General features: G+C 69.7%; 18 protein-coding genes. 5 read left to right on the top strand and 13 right to left on the bottom strand.

All coding sequences use genetic code 11. The features are described 5' to 3' along the window. Nucleotides 1–43 precede the first annotated feature (43 nt). From AC5Y46_RS26080 to AC5Y46_RS26070, 3 genes are all read right to left on the bottom strand, one after another. Nucleotides 44–454, bottom strand: coding sequence for an Rv0313 family protein (locus AC5Y46_RS26080; RefSeq protein WP_499943944.1), 411 nt, complete (start codon nucleotides 452–454; stop codon nucleotides 44–46). A gap of 70 nt (nucleotides 455–524) precedes the next feature. Continuing rightward, nucleotides 525–1,934 (bottom strand): DUF7159 family protein, encoded by a 1,410-nt coding sequence (locus tag AC5Y46_RS26075; protein WP_499993800.1) that lies wholly within the window; start codon nucleotides 1,932–1,934, stop codon nucleotides 525–527. 161 nt (nucleotides 1,935–2,095) lie between these two features. Further along, on the bottom strand, nucleotides 2,096–3,979 hold the full coding sequence (locus AC5Y46_RS26070; RefSeq protein ID WP_499993799.1) for an Hsp70 family protein: 1,884 nt from the start codon (nucleotides 3,977–3,979) through the stop codon (nucleotides 2,096–2,098). Between the two features lie 198 nt (nucleotides 3,980–4,177). Between AC5Y46_RS26070 and AC5Y46_RS26065 the strand changes: the two genes are divergently transcribed. Further along, nucleotides 4,178–4,681, top strand: coding sequence for a nuclear transport factor 2 family protein (locus tag AC5Y46_RS26065; RefSeq protein ID WP_499993804.1), 504 nt, complete (start codon nucleotides 4,178–4,180; stop codon nucleotides 4,679–4,681). 69 nt (nucleotides 4,682–4,750) lie between these two features. Here the strand turns inward: AC5Y46_RS26065 and AC5Y46_RS26060 are convergent, their stop codons facing one another. Next, nucleotides 4,751–5,419, bottom strand: coding sequence for a L,D-transpeptidase family protein (locus tag AC5Y46_RS26060; RefSeq protein WP_499943948.1), 669 nt, complete (start codon nucleotides 5,417–5,419; stop codon nucleotides 4,751–4,753). Nucleotides 5,420–5,461: 42 nt separating this feature from the next. Further along, nucleotides 5,462–6,163, bottom strand: a complete 702-nt coding sequence (locus tag AC5Y46_RS26055) for a phosphatase PAP2 family protein (RefSeq protein ID WP_499993797.1) — start codon at nucleotides 6,161–6,163, stop codon at nucleotides 5,462–5,464. Here AC5Y46_RS26055 and AC5Y46_RS26050 point away from each other — a divergent pair. From AC5Y46_RS26050 to AC5Y46_RS26040, 3 genes are read left to right on the top strand one after another with little or no spacing between them, the layout of a single operon-like run. Beyond that, entirely contained in the window at nucleotides 6,162–6,644 is a 483-nt protein-coding gene (locus AC5Y46_RS26050) for a hypothetical protein (protein WP_499993796.1), read from the top strand. The two genes, AC5Y46_RS26055 and AC5Y46_RS26050, sit on opposite strands and share 2 nt — an antisense overlap. A gap of 24 nt (nucleotides 6,645–6,668) precedes the next feature. Then, nucleotides 6,669–7,352 carry a 5,6-dimethylbenzimidazole synthase gene (bluB, locus tag AC5Y46_RS26045; RefSeq protein ID WP_499993795.1) on the top strand — a complete coding sequence of 228 codons (684 nt, stop codon included), beginning with the start codon at nucleotides 6,669–6,671 and terminating at the stop codon, nucleotides 7,350–7,352. Beyond that, the gene (locus AC5Y46_RS26040) at nucleotides 7,342–8,769 is read left to right on the top strand and encodes a sulfatase family protein (RefSeq protein ID WP_499993793.1); all 1,428 of its coding nucleotides are present in this window, start codon (nucleotides 7,342–7,344) and stop codon (nucleotides 8,767–8,769) included. The genes bluB and AC5Y46_RS26040 overlap by 11 nt, the downstream gene beginning before the upstream one ends. Here AC5Y46_RS26040 and AC5Y46_RS26035 read toward each other — a convergent pair. Next, on the bottom strand, nucleotides 8,758–9,543 hold the full coding sequence (locus AC5Y46_RS26035) for a trans-aconitate 2-methyltransferase (RefSeq protein ID WP_499993792.1): 786 nt from the start codon (nucleotides 9,541–9,543) through the stop codon (nucleotides 8,758–8,760). The genes AC5Y46_RS26040 and AC5Y46_RS26035 overlap by 12 nt on opposite strands. A 153-nt stretch (nucleotides 9,544–9,696) precedes the next feature. Between AC5Y46_RS26035 and AC5Y46_RS26030 the strand changes: the two genes are divergently transcribed. Next, a complete protein-coding gene (locus tag AC5Y46_RS26030) occupies nucleotides 9,697–10,911 on the top strand; it encodes an alpha/beta fold hydrolase (protein ID WP_499993790.1) in 1,215 nt (404 codons plus the stop codon). Here the strand turns inward: AC5Y46_RS26030 and eccE are convergent. The 7 genes from eccE to AC5Y46_RS25995 all read right to left on the bottom strand — a co-directional run bounded on the left by eccE (nucleotide 10,898) and on the right by AC5Y46_RS25995 (nucleotide 17,843). Further along, nucleotides 10,898–11,932: a type VII secretion protein EccE gene (gene eccE / locus AC5Y46_RS26025; protein ID WP_499993789.1), complete on the bottom strand. Its 1,035-nt coding sequence runs from the start codon at nucleotides 11,930–11,932 to the stop codon at nucleotides 10,898–10,900. The two genes, AC5Y46_RS26030 and eccE, sit on opposite strands and share 14 nt — an antisense overlap. Then, the gene (mycP, locus tag AC5Y46_RS26020) at nucleotides 11,929–13,326 is read right to left on the bottom strand and encodes a type VII secretion-associated serine protease mycosin (protein ID WP_499993787.1); all 1,398 of its coding nucleotides are present in this window, start codon (nucleotides 13,324–13,326) and stop codon (nucleotides 11,929–11,931) included. Before mycP ends, eccE begins: the two co-directional genes overlap by 4 nt. Continuing rightward, nucleotides 13,323–14,726 carry a type VII secretion integral membrane protein EccD gene (gene eccD, locus AC5Y46_RS26015; protein ID WP_499993802.1) on the bottom strand — a complete coding sequence of 468 codons (1,404 nt, stop codon included), beginning with the start codon at nucleotides 14,724–14,726 and terminating at the stop codon, nucleotides 13,323–13,325. The genes mycP and eccD overlap by 4 nt, the downstream gene beginning before the upstream one ends. 81 nt (nucleotides 14,727–14,807) lie before the next feature. Next, nucleotides 14,808–15,665: an ESX secretion-associated protein EspG gene (locus tag AC5Y46_RS26010; protein ID WP_499944088.1), complete on the bottom strand. Its 858-nt coding sequence runs from the start codon at nucleotides 15,663–15,665 to the stop codon at nucleotides 14,808–14,810. 8 nt (nucleotides 15,666–15,673) lie between these two features. Then, complete coding sequence (locus AC5Y46_RS26005; protein ID WP_499993785.1) at nucleotides 15,674–15,964, bottom strand: WXG100 family type VII secretion target; 291 nt, start codon at nucleotides 15,962–15,964, stop codon at nucleotides 15,674–15,676. 28 nt (nucleotides 15,965–15,992) lie between these two features. Further along, a complete protein-coding gene (gene esxG / locus AC5Y46_RS26000; protein ID WP_499993783.1) occupies nucleotides 15,993–16,286 on the bottom strand; it encodes a type VII secretion system protein EsxG in 294 nt (97 codons plus the stop codon). 36 nt (nucleotides 16,287–16,322) lie between these two features. After that, nucleotides 16,323–17,843, bottom strand: coding sequence for a PPE family protein (locus tag AC5Y46_RS25995; protein WP_499993782.1), 1,521 nt, complete (start codon nucleotides 17,841–17,843; stop codon nucleotides 16,323–16,325). Nucleotides 17,844–17,915: the final 72 nt, after the last annotated feature.

Below are 17,915 nucleotides of genomic sequence, written 5' to 3'. Positions count from 1 at the left end.
CACCAATCATCCCACACTGTAAACTAATTAATGACGCACGACACTAGGGGTTCTCCGGCGCATCGTCGGCCGCCGGGTCGTCCAGCACGCTGACCGCGATGCCGTACGGCAGGAACCGCACCTTGCGCTTGGGGTCGGTGTTGGTCTTGTTGGCGCGTAGCGCGTCGAGTTCGGTGGCATACACCTGCTCCACGCGCGCGTCGCCGTCGGCACCCACGGTGTAGATGGCCCAGACGCCGTCACCGGTCTCGCCGGTGGTCTCGGGCTCGGGCCGCGGGCGGCGCGGCGCGAACTCGTCGAACAGCGCCGACCATCCCGACCGGGCGCCCGGCGCGGCGACGAACTTGCCGATCCGCTCGAACGCGTCGCGCAGACCCTCGGTACCTTCCCGGATCACCCGGTCCAAATCGTCGGGGTCGAAGCCGAACGCCCCGGACGAACCACTGTCGCTCACGCGACCTCCTACCAACTGGAAATGGATTACCACCAGTCTGCGCTCAACCGGCGCGATGCGCCACCAAGCGCTAAGGAGCCGGCGGCGCCGGTGGGGGCGGCGGGGGCGGAGCGTTGATCGGGATCGGGATCGAGAAGAACGGTAGGTGCAGGTAGGCCGTCATGATCGGGGTCGGCGCGGCCGGGGCGGGCGCGGGCGGCGGGGCCGCCGGGGCGGGCGCCGACGGCGGCGGGGCCTGCTGCACGGGGGTCTGCACCGGTGGCGGGGCCTGTCGGGTGGGCTGGCGGCGGGGCTGGGGCGCCGGGGCCATGGCCGCCGGAGCCGGGGCCGGTTTGGTGACCGTCTGGGGCGCCGGGGCCACCACGACCGGCGGTGGGGCGGCCACCTCGGTCAGCGGCGGCGCGGCGGCCGGAGGCGCACTCGTCGGCGGCAGGGCGGCGGGCGGTGGCGCACTCGCCTGCGACAGCACCTGCGCGGGCAGCTCGGTAGCCGGTGCCTGCGGTGTCTGGACGATCTCACGCTGCTCGGACCGTTGGGCCGAGCTGGGCCGGACATCGGAGGCCAGCGAGATCACCAACGCGCCCGCCACGACGGCGGCGACCCCGGCTACGGCACCACCGACCATCACCAAGGGCCGGCGGTTGCCGCGGACAACCGGGTCGTCGTCGGCCGCGTCGTCCACCGCGCTGTAGGCCAGCGAACCCTCGTCCACCCCGGCCATCGCGCATACGTCGAGGTAGCTCGGGGTCAGGGCGCGCGGGCTCACCTCCCCGGTGCCCGGGTCCAGCGCATAGGCCAGGGCCGACGTCGAGGACGCGAACAGCGGCGCATTCGCCGAGGCCAGCGCCGCGCCGCGGGCCAGTGCCAGCTCCGGCTCCTCGGGGCAGCTGACCGGCAAAGACGTGGCGGCTTCCAGGGTGGGCTTGACGCCGACGATGTCGACCCCACAGCCGACCAGGAAGACGCCGTCGGCGCGTGCTTGCGGGCCGTCCAGTCCGGCGACCATCGTCACCAGTTCGGCTGCCACCGAATCGCGCAACGACTGTCGGTGCAGGTCCACGATCGAGCCGTCGGCGATGTCGACGACGGCCAGGGTCGCGCTGTCGGACTCGACGAACAGCATCGCGATGTACTGGTAGTCGAGTGCGGCGCCCACGGTCTGGGCCAGCGCCGCCGCGGCCAGCAGCGGCGACACCAGCATCACCCCGCCGACCTCGCGGGAGGCGAGTTCGGCGCGCAGCGCGGCGACCTGGCTCGGGTCGGTCCAGGTGAGCCCGGTCGAGGTGAGTTGATGCCCGCCCTCGAGGGCGCCTTCCCAGGTGCCGATCAGCGCGCCGATCACCTGGGTCGTCGAGTCACCGGCGGACGCCGGGACTTCGATGCTGTCTTCCTCGACGGTGACGCCGTCGGCGTTCGCGCCCTCGATCAGCAACATTCGGACCGCCGAGGGCTCCATCGATACCCCGAGCACGATGTCCATAACCCCTCCAAGCTGGTGCGAGCTAGTTACGGGGTCTAGGCGGACCGGCCTACCGCGCGGGCCGCCTTCGACGAAATGGTTTAACTGGCTTCTATGCAGTTTGCCAGGAAAAACCCTACTCGCGCACGTCGGGGTCGAGCGTTGTTCTGAGCAACCTCAAATCATGGACTGCCGGGACTCGAGAACGGGTTCTGTGGACCCGGATCCTGCTGGAGCTGGGTCTGCGGAACCTGGTTCTGGGGAGCTCCGTTGGCCGGCACCTGGATCGGTATCGGAACCGGGATCAGCGGGACGTGCAACCACTGCGTGGTCATCCGCACCGACGACGGCGACTCCGGGGCGCTCGGCGCCTCCGCCGCGCTGGGTGCCTCCGCGGCCGCCGGTGCCTCCGCCGCCGAGGGCAGGGGCGCGGTGGTGGTGACTGTTGTCGTGGCGACCGGCGGCCTGGTCGTGGTCACCGGCGCGGGCCTGGTCGTCGTCATCGGGGGCGCCGGTGGTGGTGGTGTCTCCTGGCTGGGCGGCGGCGCCACCACACTCGGGGCCGGCGCCTCGCTGGGCGGCGGTAGCGGGCTGGGCTCGAGCGGACTGGCTGGGGCCGGGCTGGGCAGCTTGGCGCTGGGAGACGACGGTGTCGGTGCCACGCTGGGCACGATCGCGGGCTTGTGCGGCGCCTGGCGCTGCTCGAGGGCGGTCAATGTGATGGCCACCCCCCCGATGGCCGTCATCGCGACCGCCGCGCAGAGCCCGATCAGCACCTGCGACAGCCGGACGCGTCGCCACGGCGGCTCCTTGGGCGGATCGATCACGTTCAGCCGCATCGAGAAGCAGGGGCCGTCTTCGTTGTAGGAGTCGCCCTCGAACCGGGTCAGCACTTCGGGGAACTCGGTTTGCGACCAGGCCAACTCGCGATCGGTCAACGCGTCGTGGTCGATCACCAGCACGTCGCGAGCCGGTGGCGAGTCGAGCAGAGCGGTGCCCGCGACTCCCGCCATCACACCGATGGACGCGCGGGTCCGCAGGTCGAGCAGGTCGCCGCGGTCGGCCAGCAGCAACGCCCCCTGCGCGGCGGCGCACAACGGCTGCGTGGCGGTCAGGACCGGAATCCGGGTGTGCGCCGAAAGGCGTTGGGCGACAAGCGGAATGCTGGCTCCGCCGCCGACTGTGACCAATGCGGCCAGGTCGGCGAAACGGAAGTCATGCTGTGCCAGCATGTCGTCGAACGCATAGACCAGGCCGCTGAACCGGTCTCGAATCAGGTCCTCGAACTTGTCGCGGGTCAATTCCAGCGCCGCACTGGCACCGGAAAGCTCGACCGAGAGCTCGGTCACTGCATCGGTCGACAGTCGCTCCTTGGCCTCCCGGCACTGCGCCTGCAACCGGCCCAACCGGCCCACGTCGGCGTCTTCGTGACCGAGCATGTCGATGGCGTGCAGTAGCACCGCCTGGTCGATCTGGTTGCCCGAGAATTCCTCGTAACGCATTGTGGCGCCGACAGGTTCGAAGTCAGCCTTGATCTCCAGCAGTGTCACCTGCGTTGCGGACGCACCGAAATCCAGCAGTCCCACCACGCCGCCCGGCGGGAGTTCCGCCTCGGCTTTGACCGCCGTCAGCCCCGCTATCGCATCGGAGACCAGGCGCGGGGCCATCCCGCTGCGCACGAAGCCGACATGGGTACGCAAGGCATTTCGCAATGCCTGCACGGTGCCCGGTTTCCAGTGCGCGGGAACGGCGATCGCGATCTCGGCGGCACTGGAGTCGGCCCCGGCCGCGACGACCATGGCCTCCAGCGCCTCGACCGTCAGCAGGTCGGGGTCGTGCGCCGAGCCGTCCGGGGAGACCAGTGCCACCGAGTCGCCGATGCGCTCCACGAAGCCACTCATCGGCAGGCCCAGTTCGGCCGCACTCGAGTTCTCCTCGGGTGCAACGAGTTTCGGGGCGCAATGCGGATACAGGGTGAGCACGGCGCGACGGATGACCGGGGAACTCCCGGTCGTCGCCGCGACCATGTTCATGGTCCCGATCGACAACCCCAGCGGGTCGTACATATGGCCAATACTTTCGTCGACAGGGTCGGTAGCCAGCGCGTCAACCATAGCTGCGGGTCGGCTCAATATGGTTCGGCCCCAACCTCATTGGTATCCGGTCGTGGCCGTGTCGTCATCAAAAAGGTACCCGCGTCACTCTTGACAGAGCGCACCCGCCGGCGTTCGATTCACCGCCCCTGCGGTGAGGGCGCCGCCCCGGTGTGCTGCAATGACCGGGTGAGCCTTCCCGAGTTCCCCGTGGCAGACGTCGAAGCGATCAAACAGGTCAAGTACCGCTACCTGCGGGCGATGGACACCAAGCACTGGGACGAGTTCGCGGACACCATGACCGAGGACATCGTCGGCGCCTACGGCTCGTCGCTGGGCAAGGAGTTGCACTTCGACAACCGCAAGGACCTGGTGGAGTACCTGAGCTCGGCGATGGGGCCCGGTGTGGTCACCGAACACCGGGTGACGCATCCGGAGATCACCGTCACCGGCGACACCGCGTCGGGCATCTGGTATCTGCAGGACCGGGTCATCGTGGCCGAGTACGACTTCATGCTGATCGGGGCGGCGTTCTACCGCGACCAGTACCGGCGCACCCCGGACGGGTGGCGGATCAGCGCCACCGGATACGACCGCACCTACGAGGCGACGATGTCGGTGGCGGACCTGAAGTTCCACCTCAAGCCCGGCCGGGCGCGGGCGGACCTAGCCTGACGAGAAGACGCAAAAGCCCCTGATTTGCGGAGCAAATCGGGGCTTTTGCGTCTTCTCGCGGGGGGAACGCTACTTGGCGATCGCGATGACGGCGCCGGGACGCAGCCACTTGATGATCGACACCAGCGTGGCGTCGTCGATTGCCACGCAACCCTCGGTGGGTCCGCCGTCGGTGGTGTGAAAGAAGAATGCGGCGCCGCCGCCGGGCACCTTGTTCTTGTTGACGCCCATCACCACCGAGTGCTTGTACTGCGGGATCTGCAGGTTCTCGCTTTCGGCAGTGTTGAAGGAACACTGGGCTTTCTGACACACCTGCATCGAGTTGAAGGTAGGACTGTGATCGTCACCGCTCCACCAGTGATTGGGTCCGACCTGCGTATAGGGCAGTCCCCCACCGGGATTGGGCGCGGTGCCGAAGGCGGAGTCCAGGGTGTACACCCCCATCGGGGTGGCGGGATAACCACTTCGGGCCTGCGGCGCCATGCCCGCCGAGCCGACATGGGTGGGGATCCCGGTCTTAAGCGGTTGCCAGCCGGCCGCGGTGCGCTGATAGATGTCCATCTTGGCGTTCGAACCACCGGTGGAGACAACCGAAACCACTTGTGTCGCATTGCCGACCGAGTTCGCGAACCACGGATTGCCCGCGGCGCCGGCCACCTGCGCGGATCCCGTCGCCAACACCGCCGCCGCACCGACGGCGCATACCGCAGCACACAGCAGAGCTACCAGTCGGCGCATCGTTTCATCGTCAGACCGGGCGAGGTGAGGGTCAAGTAAAGGTTAAGGCCCGATTGGGTCACGCGGCCGTGATGAACACTCGACCGGTTGCGGCCGAAACACCCACAGGCACAGCAGGAAATACACGTATCCCAGTGCCCAGCCGGCGATCACGTCCGAGGGGTGATGCACGTTGAGGGCGACGCGCGCGACGCCGACGATGAACACGGCCAGCGCCCCCAGCGCCAGCGCGGCGATACGCACCTGCGCGCGGGTCAACAGCGGCCACGCAAACGTCAGCAAGGCGAGCACACCGCACATGGCCTCGAGGGCATGCCCGGACGGAAACGACGACTCCGGAATCACCACCAGCGCCGTCGACGGGCGAGGCCGCCCGGCCAGGCCCTTGGCCAGCATCGTCACCAGTCCGTTGAGCGGCCCACAGAACAACAGCAACAACGCCATCCGCACCCGGCGGCGCACCAGAGCCAGCACGGTGGCCGCCAACCCCACCATCCGCATCGGGACCGGACCCAGGACGAAAGACACCGCAACCCAGAACCGCACCCAACCGTCGTGCTTGACGCCGATGTCGTGCGCCGGGTTCAGCAGCGACCAGTCGAAAGCCACCAGCCAGCCCCACTCCTGACGGTGCCCGACCCACAACATGACGTAGAGCAGCACCGCGGCCGCGGCCAGACCCGTCGCCCACGAAGCTCGCAGGATCGGTGCGCGCACGGCGAAACCACCCCATACTGGCGTCATGGCGGTGATTGTTCGGAAGTTGTTCGGCGTCGGCAAATTACCTGCGGATCTGCGGGCCCGGCTGGACGACGAGGGACTGCTGTACCTGGCCGAGTCCATCCCGGTCACCCGACGGTTCAGCGGCGCCATTCCCGGCATCCGGTCCCAAGGCAGCATCGCCGGCTACGTGGGCGCGCTGGCGTTCACCTCGCAGCGGGCCCTGGCGACGCTGTCGGTGGTGCCGAAACTGGCCGGCCGCGCGATGGACGTGCGATGGGACGAGCCGAACAGCGGAGCCGCCCGCGCGGAGATATCCGCAACGGGATTGCAGCTCGACCTGGACACCGCCGCCGTCGACCAGCGTTTCCACGGCCATCTCTCGCTGCATTTCAAGGACGCGATCGACGAAGACGTGCTGGCCCTGCTGCCGCGGCGGTCGCTGGCTTTCGACGTGCCGCCCGAGTATGTGATCCGGGCGGTGGGCGTCACCTACAGTCCCTGACGGTCGCGTTCCTACGATGGCCCAGTGACAGATCACGCGTTCACCGCGGCAGAACGCCGCGCCGTGTACCGGGTGATCTCCGAACGACGAGACATGCGCCGCTTCGTACCGGGCGGCGAGGTGCGCGAGGAGGTGCTGACACGTCTGCTGCAAGCGGCACACGCCGCGCCCAGTGTGGGGTTGATGCAGCCGTGGCGGTTCATCCGGATCACCGACACCCGGCTTCGGCACCGGATTCATGCACTCGTCGACGCCGAGCGTGCGCACACCGGGAGTGCGCTGGGGCCGCGGGAAGCCGAGTTTTTGGCGCTCAAGGTCGAAGGCGTCCTGGACTGCGCGGAGTTGCTGGTCGTAGCGCTGTGCGACGGCCGGGACGCGCACATCTTCGGCCGGCGCACGCTGCCGCAGATGGACCTGGCCTCGGTGTCGTGCGCGATCCAGAACCTGTGGCTGGCGGCCCGGTCCGAAGGTCTGGGCATGGGTTGGGTGTCGCTGTTCGATCCGCGGCGGTTGGCGGCGTTGCTGCAGATGCCCGCCGACGCCGAACCAGTGGCGATCCTGTGCCTGGGGCCGGTGCCGGAGTTCCCGGATCGACCGGTGCTGGAATTGGACCGCTGGGCCGTGGCGCGACCGTTGCACGAGTTCGTCACGGAGAACCGATGGAGCCCGGCCGCACACGTACGAAGGGTGACCGACCTTGACGAATGACCACGCAGGCGCGGCCGGCAAGAACATTCTGCTGGTGCACTGGCACGACCTGGGGCGCTACCTCGGCGCGTACGGGCACCCCGACGTGTCGAGTCCGCGACTGGACCGCCTGGCCGCCGAGGGCATCCTGTTCACCCGGGCGCACGCCACCGCGCCGCTGTGCTCGCCGTCGCGCGGGTCGCTGTTCACCGGTCGCTATCCACAGAGCAACGGCCTGATCGGTCTGGCGCACCACGGCTGGGAATACCGCAGCGACGTACGCACCTTGCCCCAGTTGTTGAACGAATCCGGTTGGTACTCTGCACTTTTCGGAATGCAGCACGAGACGTCCTATCCCAAGCGGCTGGGTTTCGACGAGTTCGACGTGTCCAACTCCTACTGCGAGTACGTGGTGGACAAGGTCGAACGATGGCTGCACGAATGGGTGCGGGACGGCAACTCCGAGGACCCGTCGGCACGGCCGTTCCTGCTGACCGCCGGGTTCTTCGAAACCCACCGGCCCTACCCGCACGACCGGTACGAACCGGCCGACAGCGCCGCCGTCGACCTGCCCGACTACCTACCCGACACTCCCGAGGTGCGCGGCGACCTCGCCGACTTCTACGGGTCGATCAGCACCGCGGACACCGCGGTGGGCACCATCTTGGACACGCTCGCCGAAACCGGCCTCGACACCAGCACCTGGGTGGTGTTCTTCACCGATCACGGCCCGGCCTTCCCCCGCGCGAAATCCACGCTGTACGACGCCGGAACCGGAATCGCGCTGCTCGTCCGGCCGCCCACCGGGCTGTCGGTGGCGCCGCGGGTCTACGACGAGTTGTTCAGCGGTGTCGACCTGTTGCCGACGCTGCTGGGACTGCTGGGTGTGACCGTGCCGGACGATGTCGACGGCGTCTCGCATGCCGACGCCCTGCTGGCGCCCCAGCCGGAAGCGCCGGTGCGCGAGCACCTGTACACCACGAAGACCTACCACGACTCGTTCGACCCGATTCGGGCGATCCGCACCAAGGAATACAGCTACATCGAGAACTACGTCCCGCGGCCACTGCTGGACCTGCCGTGGGACATCGAGCAGAGCCCGTCGGGACTGGCCGTCGCACCCCTGGTCACGGCACCCCGTCCGGAACGCGAACTCTACGACCTGCGCGCCGATCCCACCGAGAGCAAGAACCTGTTGGACGGCACCGGCGCCCGCGACGCGTACACCGACTCCGTGGCGTCGGATCTTGCTGTCCGACTTCATGATTGGCGCCAGCGCACCGGCGACGTGATCCCGTCGGATTTCGCCGGCACCCGCATCTCCGAGCGCTACACCGAAACATACCTGCGGATCCACCGCACGGTCCCCACCAGCCGATCGGCCATCGCCACCGACCGCGGCATCGAAGACGAGGTCGAGCCGGGGTTAGCCACCTGACCGGCGCGCCGCACCGACCTGCGCCACCAGGAAAACCCGCCGGAACGGGAAGATCGTCGTGCCGTCCGGGCGCGGCGGGTACGCGTCGTCCAGCAGCGGGATGAGTTCGGCGCGGAACTGTTCCCATCCCTCGTCGTCGAGTCGGTCGCGCACCGGCACCAGCGCAGTCCCGGTGATCCATTCCAGCACCGGATGCTCACCGGTCAACTGGTGCAGGTAGGTGGTCTCCCACACGTCGACCCGGCAGCCGGCGTCCATCAGCAGGTCGGCGTAGTGCGACGGCGGCTGCACCACGGCGCCGACCCGAAACGGTATGTCGCGCATGATCTTTGCGTACGGTTCCCGGCGTGCCAGCGCACGCACCGCGGCGTGCGACGGGGTCTCGAAATTGCCCGGGATCTGGACGGCGATCCACGAGCCGGACGCGAGTTGGCCGGTCCACCTGACCAGCAACTCGGAGTGCTCGGGCACCCAGTGCAGCGCGGCGTTGCTGACCACCACGTCGGTGTCCGGCTGGGGCTTCCAGTTACGCAGGTCGGCGGTGTTGGCGTCGATTCCGCGTTCCCGCGCCGCCGCCACCATCTCCGGTGAACTGTCGATCGCCTCGATCACCGCGCCGGGCCAGCGCTTCGCCAGGTAGCGCGTCAGATGTCCGGGACCGCAACCCAGGTCGACCACCCGGCGCGCCCGGTCGGCCCCGACCCGCGACAGCAAGTCGTAGAACGGGCGGCTGCGGTGATCGGCGAAGGCCAGATAGACGTCGGGATCCCACATATCGGTCCTCCTGATCGACACCGTCTTGTGTGTCTTAGACAAACCGTATTACCGGACCGCTCCGCGGTGCGCACCGACGGGGCAGAATTGCGAAATTGACGAGGGGGTCTATTCCTCCTCGATCGCCCAGACCGGCGAGTTACGATCGGCGAGATGTCCGAAACCTCAGAGGTGACCGCCGAAGCGGATCCGATCAGTCCGCCCGTCCCGGTACCCGACGTGCCCGGCGCGGACGCCACCAGCGAGGGATTGCCCCCGACGTCGTCACTGTCGCTGCGCCAGCGGGTGGTCGTGACGGCCTCGGCGGTCGGCGACGTCGCGTTGCGCACGTCGGCGTCGTCGTTGCTCGCCACCACGGTGGCTCCCGCCGTCGTGGCCGCCAACCTGCGCCGGCGCCACGCCGAAAGCGAGCGCGACAGCCTGAAGTTCTACGCCGAACTGGCGGCCGAGCACGATCCGGGTAAGTCGTTCCCGGCGCCGACGCAACCGCCCACCGACGTGCAGCGCCGGCCCAGCCGACTCGCCGAGCGGGTCGCGCTGGCCACCATCGACAACATCGCCTTCCCCAGCAGCTTCCGCGCCGTCAACCCGGCCATGCGCGAGAGCTGGAGTGCGCTGTCGGCCAACAACATCGTGCACGCCCAGCACTGGCGTCACGACGACGGTCCGCGCCCGACGCTATGCGTGATCCACGGGTTCATGGGCTCGTCGTACGTCTTCAACGGGTTGTTCTTCTCGTTGCCGTGGTATTTCCGGTCCGGCTACGACGTCTTGTTGTACACCTTGCCATTTCACGGCAAGCGCGCCGAAAGGTGTTCGCCGTTCAGCGGTTACGGCTATTTCGCGAGCGGGCTGAGCGGGTTCGCCGAGGCGATGGCCCAGGCGGTGCACGACTTTCGCTCGATCGTGGACTACCTGCGCGGCACCGGCGTCGAACGGATCGCGCTGACCGGTCTGTCGCTGGGCGGCTACACCTCGGCGCTGGTGGCTTCCGTCGACGACCGGCTCGAGGCCGTCATCCCCAACTGCCCGGTCATCACGCCGGGAGACCTGTTCGCCGAATGGTTCCCGGCCAGTACGCTCGTCGGGCTGGGGTTGCGGCTGACCAGCATCAGCCGCGAAGAGCTGCAGGCCGGCCTGGCCTACCACGGGCCGCTCAACTACCGGCCGCTACTGCCCAAGAACCGTCGGATGATCATCACCGGGCTCGGTGACCGGATGGCGCCGCCGCAACACGCGGTGGCGTTGTGGGAACACTGGGATCGGTGCGCGCTGCACTGGTTCCCCGGCAGCCACGTGCTGCACGTCAGCCAACTGGACTACCTGCGCCGGATGACGCCATTCCTGCACCAGTTCATGTACGACTGAGCGCGATCACCTGGGTGGCGGCCTCGCTGCTCGGCGCGCGGTGTGCGCCGGGCACCGCGGTGGGCCACGGCAGCCGGGCGAGCAGCTCGGCGGGTGCCGCGGTGTGCCCGGCGAGGCGACGGGTGGACAGCGGATCCAGCGCCGCCAGCGCCGGACGCTGATTGCCGCGTTCCAGCGTCAACCCGGCGGCCGGCGCGGCGCTTCCCGGCGCGTCGTCCGTGCGGAAGGCGCATGCGGCGGCAACCGTGTAAGGCCCGCCGTGGCCGCCGCGCCCGACCTCCAGCGCCGTCCAGGTCTCCCGGGCGGGCTCGGACCGCACCGCGTCAAGGGTCTCGGCCAGTGCCGTGTCCACCGTGATCCGGTATGCCGCAACATAATCCGACCCGCTCTGCTGGACCGCACGCCACGTCTCGCGTGCCCCACCCTGGGATGGGGTGGACAGCAGTTCCGGAACATCCTCGGGCACCACAGTGCCGGCCTCCCAGCCGATTTCGCGCAGGTGATCGGCGAGCCGGCGGGCGGCGACCTCCGCGGTCTCGTGCAGCGGGATCCGCGCCGAGCGGGCCTGCAGGGCCGCCAGGTTGTCCACGGCCGACACCGTCAGCCCGATCCAGGTCTCCCGCCGTCCGGATGCGGTGTCCCGGTTGATGATTCGGACGCTGTCGGCGCGGATGCCGTAGCGGTCCAGGTAGCCGGCGATCAGCGGCAACGGCAACACATCGGACTCCGACGGGCCCGGACCCACCCGCAGCAGCGCCGTGGTGCGGGTCTCGGCGTCCGGTTCGGGGTCCGTCCGGTTACCGCGGCCCAGGATCGCCAGCCGGCGACGCAGGATCGTGGTGACATACAGTCCGCGCCAACGGCCGAACAGCAGGATCAGCGCCACGACGGCGATGCCGATCAGCAGGTAGGCACGGGAGGACTGCCAGGGGTAGGCCATGGCGGCGGGCACGACGGCCAGCAGGGCCAGGGTGATCCGCGCGGCTCCCGGCCACGACGTGGATTCGAGCGACTGGCTCACGGGGTGGGCTCCTTTCGGCGGCGCGTTACCGCCACCGTGGCTGCGGTGACTAGGACGAGCAACGTCAGCACGCCGGCTCCTACCAGCGCGACGTTGCGGGGGGTGGTGTCCGGGGCCGGCGGTGGCGGCGGGACGGCGACGGGTCTGGTGGCCGGGTTCGGCGGCGCGGAGTCGGCCGGCAACTGCCACGTCAGCGCCGCGGCCGCGTCCAGGGTGCCGGCTCCGACCATGTTGGACGGGTCCCGCGGGCCGTTCTGCGCGGTGGCGGTGATGCGACGCACCACTTCGGCGGCGGGCAGCGCCGGGTACTTGGCGCGTACCAGTGCCGCGACGCCGGAGACGTAACCGGCCGCGTAGCTGGTGCCGCTGAGCGGGATCAGCTGCTGGTGGTCGTCGGGCAGGCCGTTGGCCACACCGCCGCCGTCGGAGTTGCTCAGCGAGGCGATGTTCTCCCCGGGTGCGGCGATGCCCACCCAAGGACCGGCCATGGTGAATTTCGACGGACGGCCGTCGGGCGCCACCGAGGCCGCCGACAACACGTAGGGCTGCCACCAGGACGGGACGGAGACCGAGGTGACGCCGGCCCAGTTACGCGGGTCGTCGGGTCGACTCAGATCGGTCAGCGGGTTCGAGTCGCACGACGTTCCGCCGGCGACCGACCCGGTGGGGCCGCTGTTTCCGGCGGCGGCCACGATCACCGCGTCCTTCTCCACCGCCGCGTACTTGATCGCCGCGCCCAGCGCGGCCTGGTCCACCGGGCGATCGGCGGGCAAGCAGGTGATCGCGGAAATGTTGATCACCCGGGCACCGCGGTCGGCGGCGTGCACGACCGCCCGGGCCAGCGCCTCGATCTCGGCGGCGGCGCGCGCCAGCGCCGGATCGCCGCCCGGCGTGCGCGGTGAGAACTTGGCCGACGTCACCCGGATGGACAGCAGCCGGGCCGCCGGCGCGACGCCGGAGAACCCGTCGTCACCGGGCTGGCCGGCGACGATACCGGCCACCAGGGTGCCGTGCCCGTCGCAGTCGGTCAGGCCGTCGGTGGACTCCACGAAGTCACCACCGGCGTCGACGTTGTTCAGCCGGGGACCGGGCCGTACGCCGGTGTCGATGATGGCCACCAGCTGGCCTTCACCGCGCGAGAACTGCCATGCCGCAGGCAGATTCAGCGATGTCTGGCTCGGGGTCGGCAGCCCCGCGTCGGTGCCCGGGATCACCCCGGAGACGCTGCATTGGCCGCGCTGCTCCATCGGCTGCACGGGTCCCGGGGAGCCGGTGGGCGGTTGCGCGGCGGCGTCGACCACCGGCGGGCTGACCGCCAGGGCCGGCGGAGCCGCCAGCCCCGCCTGCACAGCCACCAGAGCGGCTGCCAGACAGGTTGATCCGGCACGCATCATCGATTGAGCACCCAGGCGAACAATCCCACCAGGAACGCCATCACCGGGATCAGGGAGGCGTCCAGCCCGGCCGCGAGGAAGCCCAGCAGCCGGCGCAGCGGCAGCGAGTAGCTGTCCGGCGAGGCGACGGCCGGGTTCAGCGCCACCACGACCCACACCAGCACCAGCACGACGAGCACCGCAACCGCGCCCAGGGCAGCGACGTAACGGCCGGTCGCCGTGTAGTGCACCAGCAGCGTGCCGGCCACCAGGAACGGCTGGGCGAGCAGCCAGGCTTTGCAGGCGGCGGAGTCCCACACCCGCGCGCGCAGCGTAGCCGCCAGCGACGTCGCGCCCACCACGTACCAACCCGCCACGCTCAACGTCTCGGGACGCAGCGCGATGGCCACCGAGCCGGCGACACTGAGCAGCACGGCCGCGGCGATGAACCCGTTCTGGTGGGCGTCGCCGATCCGCACCCGCCGCGGCAGGTCCTCGAGCACCCGCGACGACGGCGGCGCCGGCGTCGGGTCTCCGGGCGCCGGGATGACGGGCAGCGGGAACCGGGCCCACAGCGCCGAGAGTTGAGCCGCCTGGATGGTGATCAGCAGCGCCGCGACAATCAGCCCGCAGCCGATCGTGAGCAGCGGTGGCTGCCAGAGCAATTCGGCGCCGGAGGCCAGTGCCACCGCGAGCCCCACCACTGCCGTGGTGGTGAACAGTGCCACGGCGCGCTCGCGCTCCGCGCTGGGCACGATCAGGGCGACCAGCGACCAGGCGGCGACGCCCGCCGCGGCCAGCAACACCTGTGCGGCGCCGAAGCTGCCCGGCACCGCCAGCGCCAGCGCACCGGCGATCGGTACCAGAGCGGTGATCGACAGCGCGATCCCGGTGCGCGGGGAACGCGCCGTGATCAGCAGCCCGGTGATCGCGACGAGCGCGGCGATCGCACTGACCGCGACCAGGCCGCCGAGTGCTCCGGTCGCGACGCGATGGGTGACGGCCAGTCCGGTCGCCACCAGGGTCACACCGATCACCGCGGCCAGCGCACCGCGCTGGATGTGCCTGGTGCCCCACGGATTGCGCCGCGAGGTGGAGAAGATCATGGCCGCGTCGGCGATGTCCTCGACGATGCCCGGCGCGGCCGGACCGGCGGGCACCGGCTGCAACGCCAGCAGGTCACCGTCCACCACGCCGACGGTGTCCAGGCTGGCGTCCAGGCTGAACGGCGCCCCGCCGACAGGTGCCAGGCTCAGGTGGGTGGCCGCGCCCGCGTCACCGGCCTCGCCGCCGTCACCATTGGTGGCCGGAACCACCAAACGCTGTACCGCGGGCAGGATTTCGCGCAGCGGCAGCTCGGCGGGCAAGGCCATCTCCGTCAACCGACTGTCCGCGAGGATTGCGACGCGGACGATCGGCATGACGGTCCCGGCCGTCACCGGACCTCGGTTCGTGGGTGCCGTTGCTGCAACATCGTGCTCTCCGATTTCTCTTGATGTGTGTTACGTGGTCTGTGCCGAGAAGTCTCGGGACAGCCGGTGTCCGGGGAACCAGTCCCCGTCCGGCAGATAGGAAGTCAGTTGTTCGATCGCGACGGCGGTCGCGAACGGGGTTCCGGGTGCGAACGTCGAGACCCATTCGCCGTCGAACGCGCGGGACGGGCTGACCAGCACCCGTCCCGCCGCGGTGTCGACGATGCTCATGCCGACCTCGGTGGTGGTGTGCCGGCCGTCCCGGTTGCAGCCCGCGACGACCTCCACGTAGCTGCGCTGCCCGGAGAAGACCGACTCGACCACCGGCCGCGCCGAAGCCGGGATGCCCAGGTACTCGAGGACTTCGGCGAGCGGCGCGCCCGAGCGCAGTCGCTCGTCGGCCCGGGCACCCACGCGGGTCGGCATGCTGAACTCGTCGAATCGGGCGGGTGGTCGCTGCGACAGTCCGACGCCGAGAACGGGAACCAGCGCCCGCGGGTCGTCGATGTCCATCGCGGTGAAAGTCACCAGCTGGGCGCTGCGCAGCGCCACCACGGTCCGGCCGGCGCGCTGCGCGACGATGCCGCGCAGCATGTCGCTGCTGCCGTCGGGACGGGTGGGTCCCAGGTAACGCAGGTCGAGCCAACGGTCCGGGAAACACACCACTTTGATCCAGTCGGCCACCCGCGGGTTGACGACATCCCCGGTCATCAACCCCATCCGGGTCAGCTCGTCGGCCTGCCGGTCGAAGAACGCGGTTCGCTGCGCGGCGTCACGATACGGCGTCGTGATGGCCAGCACCCACGGAAAGCTGCCCGCTTCAACAGTTTCCGCGATGAACCACGCCTGGTCGACCGTCAGCTCGACGGCATTGGGCATTGCGTCCAAGGTCGGCGCTAGCCGCCCCACTTGGCGGCTTCGGCACCGTCGCGGGCCAGCATCGCCATGGTGTTGGCCTCGTGGATGCTGGCCATCGACTGATAGGCCCGCACCAGGTCCTCCATGGCCTGGTTCCACTGCACCTGCCAGGCCTGATACGTCAGCCCGGTGTCACCCTGCCAGGCGTTCTGCAACGCGGCCTGCTCGGCGGAGATGTCGGCCCCCAAACCCGTCATGGTGCCGGCATAGCCCGCCATGTCCCCGGCATGAGCGAGCATCGCCGGGTAGTTGTACATGATCTGCGACATCAGCAAACCCTTTCTCGTCTGAGCCGGCTCAGAAACCGGTGTAGGTCGACGCGGCCGCAGCGTCGGCGGCCACATAGGTACCGGCCGCCTCGCCCAGGTTGGCTTGGGCGATGTCGAGCAACGTGTTCACCCGCGCTGCGACCTTCACGAACCGGGCGTGCGCGGCCTGAAACGCCGCCGCGGACTCCCCCTGGTGAAACGCCTGCGCCGATATCGCTGCCTGCTCGGCCTGACCGATCGTGTGCCGCATCAACCCCGCCTTGGCGCCGAACGCCGACTGCGAGGACACCAACTGCGGAATATGAGCATCCAACAAACTCATGACTCTCCCTTTCCCTTTCCCTGACTCCGAATCCCTCTAACGACCCGCACGCGGTAGTTCGTCTCGCTGACTTTCCGGCCCCCCTTCCTCCCCGGCCTGTTCCCAGGTGCCCGGCATCATGGGAACCTTTGGGCCACCGCCGAATTCGTCGCCGGCCAGTGCCGTCAGCCCGGCGGCCTGCAGCAGCGTCTCCCTGGGTATCGTGCCCGCGAAGCCGAACGTGCCGGCGCCGCTCCGGGAAGCCTGCGCGTCGTCGTCCCAGATGGGGTCGACGGCCGAATCCAGGTCCAGGAACTCGTCGCCGTGCTGGTGCTGGGGCGCGCGCCGGCGGCGCTTGGCCCGAGCCGCCGCGCCGCTGGCCGCCGCCGCCCCGGCCGCGGGGATGGTGGCTGCCGGCGCCTTGGCCGCGGCGCGGTCGCCCACCGTCGGACCCAGGCCCGGTCCCCAGCCGTCGGGCCCGGCAACCACGTACGGGAAAGCCGTCGCCGCCGGGGCCGCGGTCGCCGTGACCGTACCGGCGGGCGCAGCGGCCGCGGGTGCCGACGCCGGCGTGCCGGCCGGGCTTGCGACGGTCGGGGCGAGTCCGGCCACTCCGACGCTGTGCGGCGCGGTGCCGGCGATCGGGACGGGCGCCTGTTCGGCCGGGATCTCGGGGATCACGTCGACCCGGATCAGGTTCAGTAACCCCAGGCTGCCCAACCCGACGGCGGCCAACGTCGGCAACCACGCGGGCGACGTCGCCACCATGCCCCAGAAGGTCCAGCCGACGGGCTGGAAGAACGCCTGATACCCCAGCGCGAACAGCAACGGCCACCAGGTGACCAGTGCGGCTTGCGGGTTGGTGGCGAAGTCGATGATCATCTGCTGGATCGCCGGCAGCGGATTGGACAGGAAGTCCCACAGCAGTGGGCCGTCGGGCAGCAGTAGCACGTAGTCGCGCAGGAGATTGACGATGATCTGCAGGATGTCGAACTGCGAACCCGAGTCGGCGGCCGCGGCCTCCGCAGCGGGGCTGACGATCGCCGGTGCCGCGGTGGCACGCGGCGCAGTGGCCAACGCCGCGCCCGTCGCCGCCTGGTAAAGACCCATGGTGGCCGCGGCCTGCAACCACATCCGCATGTAGTCGGCCTCGTTGAGGGCGATCGGAATGGTGTTGACACCGAAGAAGTTCGTGGCCACCAGCACGCCGTGCGCGATGTGGTTGGCGGCCAGTTCCGCCAGTGTGGGCATCGCCGCGAGCGCGGTGGTGTAGGCCGAAGCCGCGATCTCGTGCTGCGCCGCCGTTCCCGCGGCGTCGGCGCCGGCCTGGTGCAGCCACGCGATGTAGGGCTGATGTGCGGCCACATACCGTTCGGCGGTCGCGCCCTGCCAGGCGCCCGCTTGAACTGCCGCCACGAGACCACTGAGTTCGGCTGCCGTCGCGGCATATTCGGCGCTGAGCGCGTTCCAGGCCCCGGCCGCCGCGAACAGCGACGCCGGTCCAGGACCACTACTGAGCAACGCCGAATGCACCTCAGGCGGCGAGGCGATCCAGACCGGCCCCATGGGGGAGCTCATATTCAGCCGCCCGCGATCCCGTACGTCGCAGCGGCCGCCGCGTCACCGGCGAGGTAACTGGCGCCGGCCGTG

Source organism: Mycobacterium sp. NGS59 (assembly GCF_059812345.1).
This window is presented reverse-complemented; position numbering and strand designations above follow the sequence as displayed.

What these genes read in the sequence shown, in the direction of transcription:
- esxG (WP_499993783.1), bottom strand. Translation starts at nt 16,286, where the DNA reads ATGAGTTTGTTGGATGCTCATATTCCGCAGTTGGTGTCCTCGCAGTCG.
- mycP (WP_499993787.1), bottom strand. Translation starts at nt 13,326, where the DNA reads ATGATGCGTGCCGGATCAACCTGTCTGGCAGCCGCTCTGGTGGCTGTG.
- AC5Y46_RS26070 (WP_499993799.1), bottom strand. Translation starts at nt 3,979, where the DNA reads ATGTACGACCCGCTGGGGTTGTCGATCGGGACCATGAACATGGTCGCG.
- AC5Y46_RS26075 (WP_499993800.1), bottom strand. Translation starts at nt 1,934, where the DNA reads ATGGACATCGTGCTCGGGGTATCGATGGAGCCCTCGGCGGTCCGAATG.
- AC5Y46_RS26035 (WP_499993792.1), bottom strand. Translation starts at nt 9,543, where the DNA reads ATGTGGGATCCCGACGTCTATCTGGCCTTCGCCGATCACCGCAGCCGC.
- AC5Y46_RS26030 (WP_499993790.1), top strand. Translation starts at nt 9,697, where the DNA reads ATGTCCGAAACCTCAGAGGTGACCGCCGAAGCGGATCCGATCAGTCCG.
- AC5Y46_RS26055 (WP_499993797.1), bottom strand. Translation starts at nt 6,163, where the DNA reads ATGACGCCAGTATGGGGTGGTTTCGCCGTGCGCGCACCGATCCTGCGA.
- AC5Y46_RS26060 (WP_499943948.1), bottom strand. Translation starts at nt 5,419, where the DNA reads ATGCGCCGACTGGTAGCTCTGCTGTGTGCTGCGGTATGCGCCGTCGGT.
- eccD (WP_499993802.1), bottom strand. Translation starts at nt 14,726, where the DNA reads ATGCCGATCGTCCGCGTCGCAATCCTCGCGGACAGTCGGTTGACGGAG.
- AC5Y46_RS26005 (WP_499993785.1), bottom strand. Translation starts at nt 15,964, where the DNA reads ATGTCGCAGATCATGTACAACTACCCGGCGATGCTCGCTCATGCCGGG.
- AC5Y46_RS25995 (WP_499993782.1), bottom strand. Translation starts at nt 17,843, where the DNA reads ATGAGCTCCCCCATGGGGCCGGTCTGGATCGCCTCGCCGCCTGAGGTG.
- AC5Y46_RS26050 (WP_499993796.1), top strand. Translation starts at nt 6,162, where the DNA reads ATGGCGGTGATTGTTCGGAAGTTGTTCGGCGTCGGCAAATTACCTGCG.